This window comes from Ruegeria sp. CJ3 (genome assembly GCF_056536725.1).
In genome coordinates, this window is record NZ_JBQFQE010000009.1 from 36,518 (window position 1) to 53,055 (window position 16,538).

Sequence of the window (16,538 nt, forward strand, 5' to 3'; positions counted from 1 at the left end):
TACATCTCCGGGCGCTTCCACGAGGCGCCCGGTTGAGTTGCGAGAGATGACAAGGATTATGACAATGTCGATTTCATTTCCAAAGATCACGCTGGGTTGGGTGTTGAACGCCGTTGTGTTGCTGGCCGCCCTTGCCACCACCACAGCCTTGATTGCCACCGCGCTGTCCTTTCACCTCACGGGCTTTGTGCTGATCGCGGCCTACTGGGCTCTGAGTCTGGGCGTCATCGCCGTCAGTGCTGCGTTTTTGATGTCCAAACGCTGGGGATGGGCCGCGCTTTTGGTGGTCTTCGGGTTCGGAGTCGGCTGGTACCAAACCCTTACGCCCCAAGAGGATCGCAGTTGGGCCTTTGATGTGGCCCACGGCGTAAAGGCCCGGGTCGAAGGCGACACCGTACAAATGGACAAGGTACGCAACTTTGATTGGATCACAAAAGACACCGCCAACATATCCTGGGAGGCGCGCAGCTATGACCTAGAGAAACTGGATAGCGTCGCTCTTGTCACCTCGGTTTGGGACAGCGAAGACATTGCCCATGTGATCGTGACCTTCGGCTTTAAAGATGGGCAGCGCGTGGCGTTTTCCGTGGAAACTCGCAAAGAGGCCCATGAGAGCTTCAACGTGGTGGGCGGCTTCTTTCGTCAGTTCGAGCTTGTTCTGATTGCAGCGACCGAAGATGACATCCTTAAACTCCGCACCAGCCACCGCAAAGAAGATGTGCGCCTATATCCCTTGGCCCTGAATGACCAACAGCGTCGCACTCTGTTCCTGTCCTATGTTGAGCTGGCCAACACGCTCGAAGAACAGCCAGCGTTTTACAATACGATCACACATAACTGTACCACCACGCTTTATCCGCTCGCCAGAGCTTTGCACCCCGAGGTTGGGCTTGATTGGCGTCTGATGGCGTCTGGTCATTTGCCCAGCTACATTGATGAATTGGGGGGATTTCAAGGTGACCTGACGATAGCAGAGCGCAAAGATCAAGCGGCAATCACGGCGTTGGGCCAGACGGCTGGCGTTGGTGATGTATACTCAGATGTCATTCGCCAAACCTATGTCGTCAAATGATAACATCTGATACTGCAAGGCGCGTGCGACTGGGTGTGGCACCTTTGGCCCTGCCCAGCCGCAACGTATTAATCAGCTTATCTGAGGGTGGTACACCGAAACGAGCCGAGACGCGGGCCGTCGTGTCTTCATGATCTGCCAGCGCGGCTGCGGGCCAGCCCGCGAAGCCCAACGCGGACGCCTGAAGCCACGTCCGATAAAAGGCACGACCGGCCTCAAACAGAGAGCCTTCGACGGGCCAATGAAAAAGCACGATAGCACTGGCAGAGTTTGTTCGTGCGCGCTCACCAGACAGGGCTGGGCCGAGGCCAAAGCGTGACAGGATATCATAAAGAAATGTGCCAAGAACCGGGCTAGCGATGCGCGCGGTTAAGCTATTCATATATAACGTTTCGCGGTTCAACCCATCGCTCTCGTACCCTAGCTGCCCGGGCGAAAGACGCATCCAATCCAACAGCTCTCGCCGTAGCGCTGGATCACGCAGCAGCGCGGCAGAAGCACGGTCAATCTCTTTGGCAAGCGACGCGATGTCAGCGGGGTCGGTCACCAGTGTCACATGTGATGACGACAAAGCGGCCAAGCGCGTGTCCTGCATGGGCAAAAACCCTGCGCGATGCGTGGTCCTCTTTTGCACATGCGCGGCCAAGTCTACGTCGCTCGCATGGGGTGTGCCTTGTGGAACAATACGGGCAAAGGGACGTAACGTCGGGACTTCATCGTCCAACCACGTCACCCGAGCGCCCATACCCCGCTTGGCCAGCGCCAGCACTGTGCCTTCCACCGCCATGCCGCATCCGACCTTGAAATCGCGGTCGTCCGGGTCGCCCACGGGCAGTCGCCGGGTCAAATCCGCCAGCAGGTTGATGCATTCGCTGTCTTGCCGCCAGCGTACGGGCTGGGTGTTGTGGGCGGACGGGGCGAGCATGGCCTCCGCCACAATCGCTTCGAAAACAGCGCGCTCCATCAGATCAGGTCCTTGGAGAAGAGATGCAACCGGTGCAGCGCCGTGGCCCGGCTCTTTTCCGCCTGGCGAAGGCTGGCTGTGTTTTCATCGGCAATCCACGTGCCGCCCACGGTCTGGTAGCCTGCTTGAACGAGGGACCGGGTCATCTCACAGAGCATCAAAGGGTTTACGGATTTGCGTTGAAACTCCGGCATCACACCCTGGAAAATCACCACTGCCCGATCGTTCCGGGCGCGGTGGCACAGGTAGTGAAAGGGCAGTGAGAGCCCAAATCGCGAACCCACAGATTTCAGCAGTGGATTGAGGTCAGGTATCGCAATGACCGCCCCTGCGGGTTTGCCCTGATAGTGCACGACCTTTGAGATACGCGGGTCCATGATCCATTTCATATCCTTGGCCTGAAACATGAACTCTTCGTTGCTGACGGGCACGAACATCGGGTTGTCTTTGAAACTGGTGTTCAGGATCGTGCGGGCGTCTTCCAGCCTTTGATTGATGGTGCGTCGGGTGATCGGCGCGAAGTAAAACCCTTCTTTCAACAGCGCATCTCGCGCCACGTCGGGCAAGACCTCGCCAAGGTCGTGTTGTCCAAGGTCTCGCACAAAAGTCGTCATGGGAAACTGACGAGTATACCCTAGGTTTTCGAGCAGTTTGGGCACGTGAGGAGGGTTCCAGACCTGATCTGTGAACGGCGCCTTTTCGAAGCCATCCGTCACGATGCCCGCTTGCTGCATCGCCGTCAGATTGAAATTGCCTGTCAGGCTGCGCAGCCCTCTGACGCGCGCCCAATCTTCCGCCGCGCCAAGCAAATGCGCGGCTGCTTCTGAGTTGTCGGCGCAATCAAAGTAGCCGAAATAGGCGCGACCTTCGCCAAAATGAACGTTTGAGGCGCGGTGTATATGAGCGGTGACGCGCCCGATGGCCTGACCATTTTGAACCACCGCGAAATAGGTGAAATCGTCATCAGAGCCAAAGAGCGGGTTATGACGCGACAAAAACCGCGCCAGATCGCTTTTCATCGGAGAGACATAGGCGCTTTCTGACCCATAGGCATGAAACGGGGCATCAAAGAAGGCACTGAAGTCACGTTCCACCAGTTGCATCACGCAGCAGTTTCCTTGCTGATTATCCGGGCCATGCGCACCACGGCTGCGAGGCCCATGTCGTCGCCGTCGGACATGGCGAGCGCCGGGTTGTTGAGCAAAACCAAAGAAAACGGCGCGTCTGTCAAACGCACCGCATGGGTCGCGCCGTAGGCGGCAAGCAGCCAGGAGACATCTTCCGAAACGGCGCTTTCACCGATATGGCGAATGTCGCTGTGTTCAAAGGCTTGTGCAAGAACGGCGTCATCGAAATCACCCAGTTCTGCCTCCCCGATCACCATGGCGTCCGGAGATCCTGAGGCACGGCGCAGCAGGATCAACCCTGCTTCGGGGCCTGAGCCCGTGGCCTCTGATATGGCACGAAGGGCCACCATCGGAGCATCCTCGATATGCAAGGCAACTGAGGCCTGCCACGTCGCCAAGAGCATAAACGCCGCGAGCAGAACGGCGGTGATCTGTGCGCCGGAGCGCCACTCCAGTGGTACGGCCAGTGCCATCAGGACAACCAGCACCACGCTGAAGCCAAATACAGCACTGAAGCCACGCATGATGTCGGCCCTGCTGAGGCCCGAACGCTGAAAGTTGATCAACAGCCAGCAGAGCGCCAGAACGGCGACGCCGCCCAGACGCACGGGAATATCCACATTGGGCGTTCGCAGGAAATCCGTGACCAAGAAGGGCAAGATGAACACGAACGCCAAAGAGATGCGACCGATCGCCTGATTTTCGGCCAAAGCTAGGCTAGCCCGGTCGCGGGACACAATGAGAACGGCGATGCCGGTCAAACAGATCACCTGAAACGTCAGCAATCCTCGCATATGCCAATAGTCAAACTGACCCGAGCTCAGAACTGCGAAGATCACAAACACCACCGCCCCAAGCGCGCAAAACCACTTGAGTATGGGCGGCGCGTGTCGGCGCAACAAGACCTCTGCAATCAGCAATCCGGACAGCGGGATGAACGCCGCTGCGGCCTGTGTCAGCATTGAAAACAGCCAACCCAGCTCTCCCCAATGCCCGACCCGGGCCACCAAGAGGATGATCAGGACCCATAGGCAAAAGCGCACAGGGCGGGCCACCGTATCTGTTGGAGTGATGTGCTTTAGATTGCACAGAACGATGGCAGCACCAAGCGCACCAAAGATCGAGATGGAGGTATCTGCCAGAAACGCATGATCGCCCATTGCTACGCGCCCAACAGCTTGTTGATCTCGCGGCGCACCAGAGGACGCAGACAGGCGGCCAGCCAGCTTGGTTTGGGCCGCTCAACCCGCCCCGCATGAGCATTGAAGAACCAACCGCGGTGATCCGTGCATGACGGGCGATCCAGAAGAATGTTAATCGCCTCTCCGGCCATAAGTGTCCCGGCCATGATCACCATTGGCGCAAAAGACATCCGGCTGCGCTTACCCGCGACCATTTCTCCGGCAAGCTTCATTTCAATGTAGTGGCGGGAGCTGGAGTGCAGCATGACATGAGTTGCCTCCGCCATCATGGCACCATCACGCATATCCTGCGTGATGGCGTCCCATGCGGTTCCAATTGTCGGATATCCCAGCCATTCTTCGGGCATGGGATCTCTGGGCGCGGTGACATAGACCGACGGCAAAGGCGAGGCGTAGGCATCAATCACGCAACGCTCCAGCTTGCGCGCCGTGCGATAGAGCAGCAGGCTTGCCCTAAGATCGTCGGTGCCGTTGATGACCACATCGCATGCGCTGACCAGTCGTTCGGCATGGTCCGGCCAATCCGCTCCCAGCACCTCAATTTCTGCCTCAGGGTTGATCTGTAGGCATTGATAGCTCGTGGCGTGAGCCTTGTGATGATCCACGGTATCGAGCGTGGCGAAGAGCTGACGGTTTAAATTCGAAACTTCGAACTCATCGAGATCGGCAAGGATCAGCTTGCCAACACCGACCCGAATCAAATTCATGATGACACTGCCGCCCATGCCGCCCGCGCCGCAGATGAAGACGCATCCGCCTTTCAGTTTCGCTTGCTCGGCGGCGCTCACAAAACCCAGATTGCGCGTGGTGAATTCCTCATACGTGAATGCCGTCATGTCTTGTCGCCCCGTGCGCGCAAAATCCCAAATTCATGGTTGCAGTCAAACCAATACCAAATCGGCAGGGCCAAGCGGTTCAGAAGCGCGGCAAACACGGCCACGGCGACAGCCCCAAAGGATCGTGGTGGCACTTCCCGTGCAAGGTAGGAGAGCGCCGTTGGCAGGTCTATCTGACCAAGCTGCAGCACATCGTCACCGCGCTCATAATCGAGCTCTACCTGGCAAAACTCATTCACAGCGGTATCCCGGTGCTTGGGTGCATCTTCATAGGTCTTTTTTAAGTGATCCGACCCGCCCGTATAGGCATTGGTGACAACAAACCGGTCTTCGTCAAAACCGGCATCCTCGCCGACGCCGAAAACATGGCGATGATCCTTCATAATGCGGCGCGCCAGCAGCAGATGAGCCAGGCTTCTATCATCGCGCAGCGCGGCATCTGGCCTTGGAAAGACCCGAGAGAACCCTGAAGACACGATCCCCACAACCGCAGGTACTTGAGTCACATTCGAAATCCAAACCGGGCGCATGCCGTTGCGGAAGAGCACCAGAATGCAAGTCAGACCATAAAGCACCCAGCTAAGCCCCTGACTGCGTTGGTTCGGGTCAACCATCACAAGGCCAAGATGCAAAACGTTCTCACATCGATGCCCTAGATCTACCTCCATCCTAGCTAGCGCATTAAAGGCCACTGGCGTGCCGTCTGCCTTTTCGGTAACCAGCGTTATGATTGAACTGTTCAGCCGGGACTCATCTCCGCCGAGCACCCCGTAATCCAGATCACCTGCAGGCAAAGTTGTTGCTGCCACTTTGTGCAATTGGTTTGTGAGCTCATCCAAGTCTCCCGGCGCCATCCACAATCCCGGCGCTTCGACAACACGCACAGCTTGTGTCGGGGACACGGAAAACGAAATATCCATATACCTCTGTAAAACCGCTTTGAAGAAAATACTGAGCATGAGCTGAACGTGAAAGTTGTGAAGCTTTACATGAAGCCACGCAAATTGGCGGTTCTACGGCATACCGGAAAGAAGCGTCAAAAAAAGATCATCGCGACTATTATGTGACACGTTTTGGATGAGTGCGGTTTGAGCGCGCAGGGAAAATGGCAGCAAGCTGCAGATCCGCAAGATGATCCGCTGCAGAAAATGTCCGCTATGGGCCGTTTGCAAGGCACAGGTCACACTTCGCATCTAAGCGGAATCATGGTGCTGAAGGGATTGGGCTCTATCTGTCTGGCTGTTCGAAGTCTCTGCCCGCTTTGTCCGCGCGTCGCGGAACACAGCCGTGTGATCAGGCAATTCAACCAACCCGGTGCGAACCTGCAAATCTCCCATCGCGCGTTCAACTATCGGCCTTGGCAGCTCTGCCAGGCAAGGGCGCGCACCGGCGTTGATGTTGGCGCGCTCCCGCAAGATTGCGCGACACATAACGCCAGGCACAAACGGCCCGTCCCCTTGTTCCGCGATCAACTTCCATGTGCGGGTAATGAGATGCCCATCGAGCTTGCCGGAAACACTCACGTCCATGCCTCCACGATCGCTCCCGAAGGAATAGAGCGCCTTAGAGAGCAGGTGGAGCGCGGAATAGGCCGGGCCCGGTAGCTCGAAACGCCGGTACTGCCTTAACCGCGCCAGCAGATTTAGCGCCCCATTCATCAGCGGAAGTTCAAGACCTGCGCGGAAAACGACGTTTTTGGCCCCGGCTAGTGCGGGAAGAAGCGCGATGTCGGGAACTTCAATGCAGTATCCGGCACGCCACAAACCTGGTTCCAGTTGATAAAGCTTGCGATCCGTCCATCCAATCGCCGTCTGCCAAGCACCTTCGCGCCATATTTGATAGGGGCGACCAACCCCGCTTACGATACTTTTGATAACCGACAAACCGCGCGGTGCCCGATTGCCTGGCAGGATTGCAATGTCGATCAGGTCGACCTCATCCAGACCGTCGATCAGGTCTTTGACGATGCATGAGGACAGGCCCGGTACACTGGATGCCCCAGACAGCACAAAGACGCCTGCGGCTATCGCATCAGCGTTCAAAGCTGCGATTCCTTTTGTGAATTTGGCGCTGTCTGACAGGTCGAGATAGTGGCAGCGATGGACGATGCAGAGTCTCGGGATTGCGTAGGGATCGTGGCCATAGTTTTGGAATGGTCCAGCTGCATCGATAACCATGTCCGGCTCTGCTTCGAATAGGGCTTCTGGTGCTGCGCTAGTGTCCAGTTTCAAGGTGTTTGCGTTGAGTTCGTGAGCCAGAGCGCAACCCTTTTCGGGATGGCGCCCGGCCAGCCAAAGCTGGTGCCCGTCACGGGCCAGCAATCGTGCGGTCAGGGATCCAAATACACCGTATCCGCCTATTATTACGACCTTCATGACGGGATACCCTCGACAATTTCCGCATCGCGGAAGGTCGCGTCCTGCCAGATCAACTGACCAAAAAGAGGATGTGCCAGTTCCAAGGTAAAACGAAAATGTCCGTCGCCGAGTTCTTCATGGCCAACAACCAGACTTCCGGGGCCGGCCCACCGAGGAAAGGGCAGCCGCAGTCGCCCCAATTTCAGGAAGTAGCGGTCGCTGATAAAATACAGACCGTTCTTCGTGCCTTTCAACCTCAGCGAGATACCGATCCCAAAGCCAACATACTCTTCCAATCCGGTCGGTCCGGCAAAGCGTTTGGAGCTGCCAACCATCTGTGGAAAGCCAGCGGCCCGGCCATATTGTCGGATCCAATACTGCCCGCCGGTTGCCGCATCCTCGGTGACGGTGACCACCGCCGATCGACCGACGGAACTGCCATCAAACGGCAGTGGTGCCCCTATGATGCGGAGTGCACAGGCCAGTGCGCGCCCAACGGGGTTCATGCGCATTTGGGTTACGCGGCCTTGATAGGCAAGGCTGGCATCTCCCAGAAGTTGTTTGCTGAATCGGCGTTGGATTGCCTTGGGTAGTACGGCCCATGCCCTGGCTCCAAGGAGGTGTTTGAATCGATCATCCCTGTCGCGTGCCACATCGAATTGTGTTTCAGCCAACTTTTGGCCGGGGAGGGCGGGGTTTTCCCTTTTTATGAGCATTCTGCTGTTTCCGTCATAAGAGAAATAATGGTTCAAAAATTTTTAACTGCTCTTTTTGCCTCCGGTGAAGTTGAGTAGGGAAACGATCTTGGCTCCCATTTTCATCAACCTCACCAACTTCGGACGCGGCACCGTAAGCATGTCGCGAAACCAAGTGTCGGCTGTTGCCAGGAACTCCTGCATCTCCTGCATCCGCTGCAGTGCAATAGGGTCCAGACCGCTTTCGATTTCAGCCTGGGACACGCAGGCGCGCAAGGCGCGTGTTGCAGGATCAATTTCCCTCTCTTTGCGCCCTTGAGCGATCCGGATCCCCATTTCCCAGACATCTACCTCGGCCTCATAGTGCTCGCGCCGATCTCCCGGAATGGGAATGCGGCGGATCAGTCGCCAGCTTACCAGTTCCTTGAGCGAGTTGGACACATTGGACCGCGCAATTCCCAGAGCCTCGGCAATCTGTTCAGCATTAAGTGGTTGCGAGCTGAGATAGAGAAGCGCGTGTATTTGCGCCACAGAGCGGTTTACACCCCATTGGTTGCCCATGTCGCCCCAGTAGAGAATAAATTGGTTCGCGGCGTTGGATGTCGATGGTTCTTTAATTTCTGTCATGACAGAAATATCAGGCTCAGAGCTGCAAAAGTCAAGAGGTCAGTAGGAATTTCAACATCAAGACTCGCAGGCGAATAAACTCATGCCCCAAAGATCGACAAATGATGACCAATACTGTTGTTCGATGTCCGCTTACATGAAACCGCATCGCGACGAGAGCAAAGTCGATGAACGTCAGAAATGGGCCGTTAACGCTTGTCATCAGGGCATAGTTCTGGATCGTTTGCCAGATGTTCAATTAAGGCGCGTACTCGGGTTGTGAGGCGCCTGTTTTGTGGGAACAGCGCAGCGACGACATATGGCGAAATTCGGTGCTCCGAGAAAAGCTCGACCAACTCTCCCGACGTCAGGGCTTCTGTGACGGTATAAGCCGGACACCGCGCGATGGCTGCGCCTTGAGCTGCGAGGCGTGCTGACGCAGCGGGCGCGTCCATCCGGAAGCGCCCGTTGACGTGGACGGTTTCTTCCCGGCCACCGATATCAAATCTCCACGTTGTGGGCTCGGCCATATTGCCATCCAGGATGCACTCATGCGTTGTCAGCGCCTGCGGGTCGTTTGGGCGTCCTGCGCGCTCCAGATAGGCTCGGGAGGCACAGACAACCAAAGGCATGCGGCCCAGTTGTCGGATTTTCAAAGAGCTGTCCCGCATGGGGCCAATCCGGATAGCAAGGTCGAGGCCCTCATCAACAATCGATGCCCGCCGATCCGAGAACCTCAGATCAAGCTCCACATGCGGGTGTGCCTCTGCGAATTTTGCAAGTGACGGGACTAACCGCACCGCGCCAAAGCCCGTGGGCGCGGAGATATGAATCGCACCGCGCAACGAAGCTTGCTCGTTCCTGACCCGGTCTTCGAGTTCGTCAAACCCGTCCAAAAGCGGTTCGCACAGCGTCAGGTATGTCGCGCCCGCATCCGTCAAAGAGACGCTGCGTGTTGTGCGATTGAGCAACTGGACCCCGAGTGCGTTTTCCAGATCAGCCACGTATTTGCTGACCAGGCGCGCGGACCGCCCCATGCGCTGCGCCGCGGTGGTGAAGGACGCGTTCTTTGCGACAAGGGCAAAGGCGCGCATGCGGTCGATCTTATCCATCTTATTGCGCCTTCTGAGGGCTGAAACTTGGTCAGAATTAGGTGATTATCGCCAGCCTATGCAAGTTGTATTGCTGGGCCAACACCCAAATCCAAAACGGAGAGACACATGTCCAACGCTGTTCGCATTCACCACTTTGCCAAATCGGGCCATGCGCATCGCGCCTTGGTCTTTGCCAAGCTTGCTGGCATTCCGCATGAAGCTGTTCCCGTTGATTTGGCCGCAGGTGAGCACAAATCGCCTGACTTTCTGGCGATGAACCCAAATGGCCAAGTGCCAGTTCTTGAAGATGGTGAAGTGGTTGTGTCCGACTCGAACGCGATCCTTGTCTATCTGGCGCGGACCTATGCGCCGGACTGGATGCCAAGCGATGCGGTGGGGGAGGCCAATGTGCAACGCTGGCTTACTCTGGCGGCTGGAGAGATTGCTTTTGGCGCCTGCGCTGCGCGGTTGATCACCGTCTTCGGCGCGCCGCTGGACCCGGATTTTGCCGCCGCGACAGCTGCAAAAGCGATGCAGAAGCTAGAACACCGGCTCGCGCGCCATGATTGGCTTGTCGGTGACAGGCCCACAATCGCAGATGTGGCCAGCTATTCGTATACGGCGCACGCGCCTGAGGGGAACGTTTCGCTCGAGCCGTACCCGCATGTTCGCGCCTGGCTTGCCCGGTTCGAAGCGTTGCCCGGTTTCGAGGCCATGCCGTCAACAGCCGTTGGCCTGGTTGCCGGGTGAAAGGACATACCCATGACACTCGAAGCCCCGCGGCCTCCCTTGCCTCCATTCACAAAAGAAACTGCTATCCAAAAAGTGCGCCTTGCAGAGGACGGTTGGAATGGCCGCAACCCGGCGCAGGTCGCGCTGGCCTACACGCCGGATAGCAAGTGGCGCAACCGGGCGGAGTTTCCCGAAGGACGCGATCAGATTGAATCGTTCCTGACCCGTAAATGGGCCAAGGAGCTGGACTACCGCCTGGTCAAAGAGCTCTGGGCCCATGACGGCAACCGTATCGCGGTACGCTATGCCTACGAGTATCACGACGACAGCGGGAATTGGTTCCGTGCCTATGGCAACGAGAATTGGGAGTTCAACGCGGATGGCTACATGGAGCGCCGCTTTGCCAGCATCAATGAGCACCCAATCGAGGAAGTGGACCGCAAGTTCCGCTGGCCGCTCGGGCGTCGTCCGGACGACCACCCCAGTCTCAGCGATCTTGGGCTCTGACTGGGGGCAGGTGGTAGGGTCACGCAATGGAAAAGACACACAAATCTCACAAGGGGGAGTTGGCGCTGCAAGCGCGGCGTCACACGCCGCGGGAGCTGAGCGATGCGATCCCGCACTACATAGACAGCGAAATGCCGCAGCAGCACGCCGACTTCTTTGTTGGACTGACCTATTTGCCGCTGGCAACGCTTGATGGGCAGGGGCGCCCCTGGGTGAGCCTTTTGGTCACACGATCTGGCAGCGACCCATCGCTTGGTATTAAGATCGCGGGCGAGAACGCGATACAGGTGGTGGCAGAAACAAATCCCTTTGACCCGTTTGTGCGCGCTTTCAGTCAAGATCACACTGCCGTCCGCGAAGCGCAGCTCTTCGCGGGGGTGGGGGTCGATTTCAGAAACCGCCGGCGGAACAAGATAGCAGGTTCGATCGAAGGTGCGTCGGTCGAAGGTGCGGGAAAGATCAGACTGAACCTTATCTCAGATCAACACCTTGGGAATTGTCCGAAATACATCACTGTCCGCTCATTGGAGCACACGCCGCGCAATGCCGAAGTTGTTCATGACAACTTTGATGCGCAGTTTTCGTCGTTGCCTGATGAGGCAAAGTCCGTCGTAGCACGGGCCAGCACCGTATTTCTGGCGACCAAGCACACGAGCGATGATAGCGCTCAGACCGACATGGGTGTCAATCACCGCGGCGGCGCGCCAGGGTTTGTCCGGCTGTACGAGGTGCGTGATGGTGGCACGTATTTGGTCTTGCCGGATCATTCCGGCAATCGATTTTATCAATCGCTTGGGAATATCGAGACCGATCCACAGGTCGGGCTGGTCTTTCCTGACTTTGCAACGGGCGAGGTTCTCTACATAACCGGGGACGCTGAAAACCTCCTTGAGGACGACGCGGATGCGTTGATGCCGCGCACAAGTTTGCTGACGCGCATCAAGGTGACGGGGGCGGTCTTTGTGCGCGGGGGGCTGAACCTAAAGCTCACGTCCCGAGAAGAGCTGTCGCCCTATAACCCGCCCATTAAATATTTACGCACCGAGTTGGAGCGGAATGGCCATGCGATCGAACCGCATGTCAGCGCAGAGGCGCTAACGGCCACGCTTGTCTCGACAGAACCTCTGTCCAGTACGATCACGACCTTCGATTTCGAGCTTTCTGAAGCGATCCAAAACCCACTCCCCGGCGGGTTTGGTGTCTTTGACTTCTCCGGCCTTGTGAACGCGGGCTACGCCCACATGAACGACGCGCACCCGCAGCTCGTGAATGAAGACTACGTCCGCACGTGGACGCTATCCAGCGCGCCGAATTTTGACGCAGAGAGAAACGGTTTTGAGCGGACCAATCAGGTGCGTGTCACCGTCAAACGCAAACCGGGCGGCTTGATGTCGAACGTTTTGCACAACAACGGAGACCAATTGATAGCGCAGGCTCTTCCCGTTCAGTTCAAAGGAACTGGCGCTGGTTTTACGTGTTTCTCAGCCGGTGCTGAGGGGGGGCATCCGACCATCCCCGGAAAGATGCTTTGGATCGCTGGGGGTGTTGGCATCACTCCGTTTATGGCGATGTGGGACGGGATCCAACAGGTGGCAATGGTACACCGGCCGAACCAACCAATCGATATCGCGCTGCTATATTCTGGACGGGACGATGATATCGCAGTTTTGAAGCACTTTCTGCCGCGAAATTGCCCTGCATTGGATCAGGTGCGACTGCAAATTGTCGCGTTCCAAAGCGTTGGTGGAAACCAGCTGGCTGGGCAGTCCGCATGGAATGAACTTCGCGAGGCGTTCACCGATCAACCGCTGGAACGAAAGCCGCGACGCATGCAGCGCGAAGACTTTCGGGCGGTTGCGCATATTGGAATGCGAGATGTGTATATGTGCGGTCCGGACGCCTTGATGACGAGCACGGAAGCGGCGCTCAACGAACTGAGCATTGAGGAAACACGGCGGCACCGTGAGGCGTTTGTCTTTTAAAACATGGCTGATTTGGACGTCACCAATTTTTACATGCGCAGCGAATGACCGCAAAGCGGGCTGCGAGAACAGAGTCTTAATTTTAAGTCGAAGACCTGCGACCTGCTGAATTCAATCATCGCATCATCCCGCTCGAACCATGGATGATAGAGAGCGGTACCTACTATGTTCTCGAAGTCGATGGGGTGGTGCGTGCCTCGGGCGGATGGAGCAAGAGGACACCACTTATCCACGACCCTAATGCTCAATTTCGGCAAGTTCAGAAGAAAGGGACTGGGACAGCGCGAATTCGGGCGATGTACACGGATCCGGCCTATTCGCTGCGGGGACTGGGCCAGAACGTTCTGTCCGCGTCCGAATCCTCCGCCCGCATCGCGGGGACATCCCGATTGGAATTAATCGCCACCCCGATTAGTCGGTTTTTACATGGCGCTAATGGCTAAGAGGTCGTCGAAAGGATCGAATTGAATGCGCCAGCGACGTGATCATCGCGGTGGCGCGGATGCAGAAGCATGTCGGAAAAGGTGCACAGCGGCTAGAGGAGCGACAGCAATATGGATAACGTGTCTCGCTAAGACGCTGGACGGTCGTCCTACTGGTCAAAATACTCGGATTATTGGGTCTAAGCTCATGCCAAGTGCCACAGCTCGAACTTAACGGTACAACCCCTAAGGGAATGTGCACATGATCAATGCGTTCTGGTGTTTCGCGACATCTCAAAAAGTGGGCGTCGCCGGTGGTGCAGCATGGAAACCTGCGGCAACCGAAGCAAGGCTGCCACATTCCGAGCAACATCGCACCAATAGGCTCTCAGCTTAAGAATTGCTCAATCACGGCTGCCTGTTGCTTTTTGCCGTCCGGGTCAGCTTCGGTTTTCAGGCGTGTAAACTCCTCACCCCAGTTTGAGGTGCGAATGCGGATCGGCGGATCAGAGGCGTCAACCACGCCCATGACAACGGATGCCACTTGTTCCGAGGTTTGATAGATATCGCTGCCATCCATTCGCGCCTGCGCGCCGCCGATGTACTTCTGGAGAATGGGCAGATACTCATCCTCAAGCATCCCGCCCGTGGCCTCGACATTTTTCAGCACACTGGCGGCAAATTCGGATTGAATGCCGCCCGGTTCAACCGTCGAGAAATGGATGCCGAAATTGGGCGTGACATAGCTGGCCAGAGCCTCAGTGTAACCCTCAACGGCGAATTTTGCGGCGCAGTAGATCTCGTTGAACGGCTGACCCACAAGCCCACCTACGGATGAGATTGTGATGACATGGCCCGAGCGCGCTGCGCGCATGTGTGGCATCACCGCTTTTGTGCAGCGCACGACGCCCATGAAATTCACATCCATGACCCAGTCGACGTCTTCTTCGCTGGCTTGTTCGGTTGTGCGGACAAATCCAGCACCCGCATTATTGATCAGCGTATCGATCCGGCCCTCGTTCGCGATGATCTGGTCGACGGCGGCGTTTACGCTCGCGCTGTCCTGCACGTCCAGCTCAAGCATGTTGAAATTGACGCCAGCTTCAGAGGCGACCGCATCCAAGGTGCCGCGCTTGGCGAGGTTTCGCATCGTAGCATAGACAGTATGGCCCGCTTGGGCCGCTTGTACTGCGATTTGAACACCAAGGCCGGTTGACGTGCCGGTGATCAGAATGACTTTGGGCATAAGGGAAGCTCCGAATATCAAATGAATTGCTTGTGGCAACGATCTGATGTGTCGGGGCGAAGGTCAACAGCGGGACTTTAAAACGCCCAATGCCTCATCGAAGGTATTCACTTTCTCTTCCGCGCGTGCAGTCAGATGTGCGCCTTCCAAAAGGGCCAGTATCGCGCGGGCCTCCGAGATCGGATCGGTGATGCCGGTGATTGACTTGTCTTCTTGGCCAAGCTTCAGGATCTCTTCGATTTGGGCAACCATCATGGCGCGGAATTTCCGGATCTTTAGGATCACGTCATCCGACAGGCTTTCACGGCTGCTGATGAGCGACACGCAGAGGCACAGGGTTTTCCCGTCATTGAGTGCATCCCGGTAGAGGTCGATCAGGGCCAGCAACTGCTCGGCCCCGGTTTTGTGTTCTACCCGGATGCGGTCGCACTCTGCCTCCAAGGTCAGACTATAGCGATCCATGAGTGCCGCTGACAGCGCCGCTTTGGTCGGGAAATGGTAATGGATCGACGCCTTGCGAATACCTACTGCCTCGGCCAGATCAGCATAGCTGAACCCGTCAAATCCGCGCGCGCGCGCAGCGTGTTCGGCAACATCCAGAAGGGCAGTCTTGGTATCACTCGTCATACGTGCTCAAACCTTTTCCGTCATGATCAGGGCCAGCGCGTTGTCCGCAGACTCCAGGGCGCCTTCGATATAACCCCCGAACTGTGGCGCAACCTCGGTCCCGCCAAAGATCAGTCTGCCATCCCAAAGGCGGGTCATCGCATGGGGTAGCCCGTATTGCGGATGAGCATATAGCGGCTGTTGATCCTCTTCGATAGAGGTGAACGGATCGAAGGTCCAGTCTTTGACAAAGAGTGTCATTGGCTCTGCGGCTTCAGCACCAAACAGCCGGGCCAGTTGCTCAATAAGCGCCTGCCGCAGCCGTTCTTCATTGCTGCGGGCGCGGGGAGGTAAGCCGATAAAGCCGAACAACGCGTAAGGTCCGCCCACGGCAGGGGATGCGTCGTGTATTTCCACCATCGGCCCCCTGCGGCTCATCACGTCACCGGACAGCCCGGCCGTGCGCCAGAACGGGGTATCATAGACAGCGATGGCTTTGGCCTGCCCTGCCATCCAAGTCGCGATCCCGGTCATTGCCGCTAAAGCTTCATCTGGTAAAGCAGGTGAGAACGCGATCTTGCTCGCCACGCGAGGAGGGAGGGCCAGTACGACTTCCTGAGCAGGGATGACTTGCCCAGTTTGAGCGGACGCGGTGATCCCACACGCAGACTTCTCTAACCCGACGATAGGCGCGGGTAAGATAAGCCGCTTCTGCGGTATCTCGGCGGCCAGCGCATCAGTGAGGGCGCCCAGACCACCTTTCAGGCGGTAAGACCCCCGCATCGAGGCAAACCCGCGATCACGCTCGACCTGGCCGCTCTCGTTTTCAAAGCTGAGCGCGCCTGCTGAATATTGCTCGAACCACTCCAGTCCGAGCCGTTTTATCAACGCTGCAATACGCGGCTGTCCGGGCCAGAACCAGGCCGGACCCATGTCGAAATACTCACCCTCCAGCCTTTCCGTCAGGATACGTCCGCCCGGACGATCCCGTGCTTCGACCAGCAGGTAGTCATGGTTTTGTGCCTGTAGCTGTTGCGCAAGGCACAGGCCAGAAAGGCCTGCGCCGATGATCACAGTTTGCGTCTGCATC

General features: G+C 57.1%; 17 protein-coding genes and 1 pseudogene. 6 read left to right on the forward strand and 12 right to left on the reverse strand.

The features are described 5' to 3' along the window. Positions 1-64 precede the first annotated feature (64 nt). Entirely contained in the window at positions 65-1,072 is a 1,008-nt protein-coding gene (locus ACR0J1_RS15555) for an Lnb N-terminal periplasmic domain-containing protein (RefSeq protein ID WP_480734270.1), read from the forward strand. Here the strand turns inward: ACR0J1_RS15555 and ACR0J1_RS15560 are convergent. From ACR0J1_RS15560 to ACR0J1_RS15600, 9 genes are all read right to left on the reverse strand, one after another. Continuing rightward, the gene (locus ACR0J1_RS15560) at positions 1,065-2,036 is read right to left on the reverse strand and encodes a nitroreductase family protein (protein ID WP_480734269.1); all 972 of its coding nucleotides are present in this window, start codon (positions 2,034-2,036) and stop codon (positions 1,065-1,067) included. The two genes, ACR0J1_RS15555 and ACR0J1_RS15560, sit on opposite strands and share 8 nt — an antisense overlap. Then, the gene (locus ACR0J1_RS15565) at positions 2,036-3,142 is read right to left on the reverse strand and encodes a hypothetical protein (RefSeq protein WP_480734268.1); all 1,107 of its coding nucleotides are present in this window, start codon (positions 3,140-3,142) and stop codon (positions 2,036-2,038) included. The genes ACR0J1_RS15560 and ACR0J1_RS15565 overlap by 1 nt, the downstream gene beginning before the upstream one ends. Further along, positions 3,139-4,323: a hypothetical protein gene (locus ACR0J1_RS15570; RefSeq protein WP_480734267.1), complete on the reverse strand. Its 1,185-nt coding sequence runs from the start codon at positions 4,321-4,323 to the stop codon at positions 3,139-3,141. The genes ACR0J1_RS15565 and ACR0J1_RS15570 overlap by 4 nt, the downstream gene beginning before the upstream one ends. 2 nt (positions 4,324-4,325) lie before the next feature. Continuing rightward, on the reverse strand, positions 4,326-5,201 hold the full coding sequence (locus tag ACR0J1_RS15575) for a HesA/MoeB/ThiF family protein (RefSeq protein WP_480734266.1): 876 nt from the start codon (positions 5,199-5,201) through the stop codon (positions 4,326-4,328). Further along, on the reverse strand, positions 5,198-6,160 hold the full coding sequence (locus tag ACR0J1_RS15580; RefSeq protein WP_480734265.1) for a hypothetical protein: 963 nt from the start codon (positions 6,158-6,160) through the stop codon (positions 5,198-5,200). The genes ACR0J1_RS15575 and ACR0J1_RS15580 overlap by 4 nt, the downstream gene beginning before the upstream one ends. 234 nt (positions 6,161-6,394) lie before the next feature. Continuing rightward, the gene (locus tag ACR0J1_RS15585; RefSeq protein ID WP_480734264.1) at positions 6,395-7,576 is read right to left on the reverse strand and encodes a saccharopine dehydrogenase family protein; all 1,182 of its coding nucleotides are present in this window, start codon (positions 7,574-7,576) and stop codon (positions 6,395-6,397) included. Next, the gene (locus tag ACR0J1_RS15590; RefSeq protein WP_480734263.1) at positions 7,573-8,310 is read right to left on the reverse strand and encodes a DUF4166 domain-containing protein; all 738 of its coding nucleotides are present in this window, start codon (positions 8,308-8,310) and stop codon (positions 7,573-7,575) included. The genes ACR0J1_RS15585 and ACR0J1_RS15590 overlap by 4 nt, the downstream gene beginning before the upstream one ends. Positions 8,311-8,316: 6 nt before the next feature. Further along, complete coding sequence (locus ACR0J1_RS15595) at positions 8,317-8,880, reverse strand: GbsR/MarR family transcriptional regulator (protein ID WP_480734262.1); 564 nt, start codon at positions 8,878-8,880, stop codon at positions 8,317-8,319. Positions 8,881-9,068: 188 nt separating this feature from the next. Next, the gene (locus ACR0J1_RS15600; RefSeq protein ID WP_480734261.1) at positions 9,069-9,971 is read right to left on the reverse strand and encodes a LysR family transcriptional regulator; all 903 of its coding nucleotides are present in this window, start codon (positions 9,969-9,971) and stop codon (positions 9,069-9,071) included. Between the two features lie 108 nt (positions 9,972-10,079). On the opposite strand from ACR0J1_RS15600, the gene ACR0J1_RS15605 reads away from it, so the two are divergent. The 5 genes and pseudogenes from ACR0J1_RS15605 to ACR0J1_RS15625 all read left to right on the forward strand — a co-directional run. Beyond that, entirely contained in the window at positions 10,080-10,703 is a 624-nt protein-coding gene (locus tag ACR0J1_RS15605; RefSeq protein WP_480734367.1) for a glutathione S-transferase family protein, read from the forward strand. 12 nt (positions 10,704-10,715) lie between these two features. Continuing rightward, on the forward strand, positions 10,716-11,192 hold the full coding sequence (locus ACR0J1_RS15610) for a nuclear transport factor 2 family protein (RefSeq protein ID WP_480734368.1): 477 nt from the start codon (positions 10,716-10,718) through the stop codon (positions 11,190-11,192). Between the two features lie 26 nt (positions 11,193-11,218). Next, complete coding sequence (locus tag ACR0J1_RS15615) at positions 11,219-13,174, forward strand: pyridoxamine 5'-phosphate oxidase family protein (protein WP_480734369.1); 1,956 nt, start codon at positions 11,219-11,221, stop codon at positions 13,172-13,174. Positions 13,175-13,317: 143 nt separating this feature from the next. Continuing rightward, positions 13,318-13,617, forward strand: coding sequence for a GNAT family N-acetyltransferase (locus tag ACR0J1_RS15620; RefSeq protein WP_480734370.1), 300 nt, complete (start codon positions 13,318-13,320; stop codon positions 13,615-13,617). Between the two features lie 237 nt (positions 13,618-13,854). Then, positions 13,855-13,980, forward strand: a pseudogene (locus ACR0J1_RS15625) (CGNR zinc finger domain-containing protein); the annotation flags it as partial. A 4-nt stretch (positions 13,981-13,984) separates the two neighbouring features. Here the strand turns inward: ACR0J1_RS15625 and ACR0J1_RS15630 are convergent. From ACR0J1_RS15630 to ACR0J1_RS15640, 3 genes are all read right to left on the reverse strand, one after another. Next, on the reverse strand, positions 13,985-14,842 hold the full coding sequence (locus ACR0J1_RS15630; protein WP_480734371.1) for an SDR family oxidoreductase: 858 nt from the start codon (positions 14,840-14,842) through the stop codon (positions 13,985-13,987). A gap of 63 nt (positions 14,843-14,905) precedes the next feature. After that, positions 14,906-15,469, reverse strand: a complete 564-nt coding sequence (locus ACR0J1_RS15635; protein WP_480734372.1) for a TetR/AcrR family transcriptional regulator — start codon at positions 15,467-15,469, stop codon at positions 14,906-14,908. A 6-nt stretch (positions 15,470-15,475) separates the two neighbouring features. Next, complete coding sequence (locus ACR0J1_RS15640) at positions 15,476-16,537, reverse strand: flavin monoamine oxidase family protein (RefSeq protein ID WP_480734373.1); 1,062 nt, start codon at positions 16,535-16,537, stop codon at positions 15,476-15,478. Position 16,538: the final 1 nt, after the last annotated feature.

Bases quoted from the DNA above. Each gene is read 5' to 3' on its own strand.
- ACR0J1_RS15555 (WP_480734270.1), top strand. From the start codon at position 65: ATGTCGATTTCATTTCCAAAGATCACGCTGGGTTGGGTGTTGAACGCC.
- ACR0J1_RS15560 (WP_480734269.1), bottom strand. From the start codon at position 2,036: ATGGAGCGCGCTGTTTTCGAAGCGATTGTGGCGGAGGCCATGCTCGCC.
- ACR0J1_RS15570 (WP_480734267.1), bottom strand. From the start codon at position 4,323: ATGGGCGATCATGCGTTTCTGGCAGATACCTCCATCTCGATCTTTGGT.
- ACR0J1_RS15575 (WP_480734266.1), bottom strand. From the start codon at position 5,201: ATGACGGCATTCACGTATGAGGAATTCACCACGCGCAATCTGGGTTTT.
- ACR0J1_RS15580 (WP_480734265.1), bottom strand. From the start codon at position 6,160: ATGCTCAGTATTTTCTTCAAAGCGGTTTTACAGAGGTATATGGATATT.
- ACR0J1_RS15585 (WP_480734264.1), bottom strand. From the start codon at position 7,576: ATGAAGGTCGTAATAATAGGCGGATACGGTGTATTTGGATCCCTGACC.
- ACR0J1_RS15595 (WP_480734262.1), bottom strand. From the start codon at position 8,880: ATGACAGAAATTAAAGAACCATCGACATCCAACGCCGCGAACCAATTT.
- ACR0J1_RS15600 (WP_480734261.1), bottom strand. From the start codon at position 9,971: ATGGATAAGATCGACCGCATGCGCGCCTTTGCCCTTGTCGCAAAGAAC.
- ACR0J1_RS15605 (WP_480734367.1), top strand. From the start codon at position 10,080: ATGTCCAACGCTGTTCGCATTCACCACTTTGCCAAATCGGGCCATGCG.
- ACR0J1_RS15610 (WP_480734368.1), top strand. From the start codon at position 10,716: ATGACACTCGAAGCCCCGCGGCCTCCCTTGCCTCCATTCACAAAAGAA.
- ACR0J1_RS15615 (WP_480734369.1), top strand. From the start codon at position 11,219: ATGGAAAAGACACACAAATCTCACAAGGGGGAGTTGGCGCTGCAAGCG.
- ACR0J1_RS15620 (WP_480734370.1), top strand. From the start codon at position 13,318: ATGATAGAGAGCGGTACCTACTATGTTCTCGAAGTCGATGGGGTGGTG.
- ACR0J1_RS15630 (WP_480734371.1), bottom strand. From the start codon at position 14,842: ATGCCCAAAGTCATTCTGATCACCGGCACGTCAACCGGCCTTGGTGTT.
- ACR0J1_RS15635 (WP_480734372.1), bottom strand. From the start codon at position 15,469: ATGACGAGTGATACCAAGACTGCCCTTCTGGATGTTGCCGAACACGCT.
- ACR0J1_RS15640 (WP_480734373.1), bottom strand. From the start codon at position 16,537: ATGCAGACGCAAACTGTGATCATCGGCGCAGGCCTTTCTGGCCTGTGC.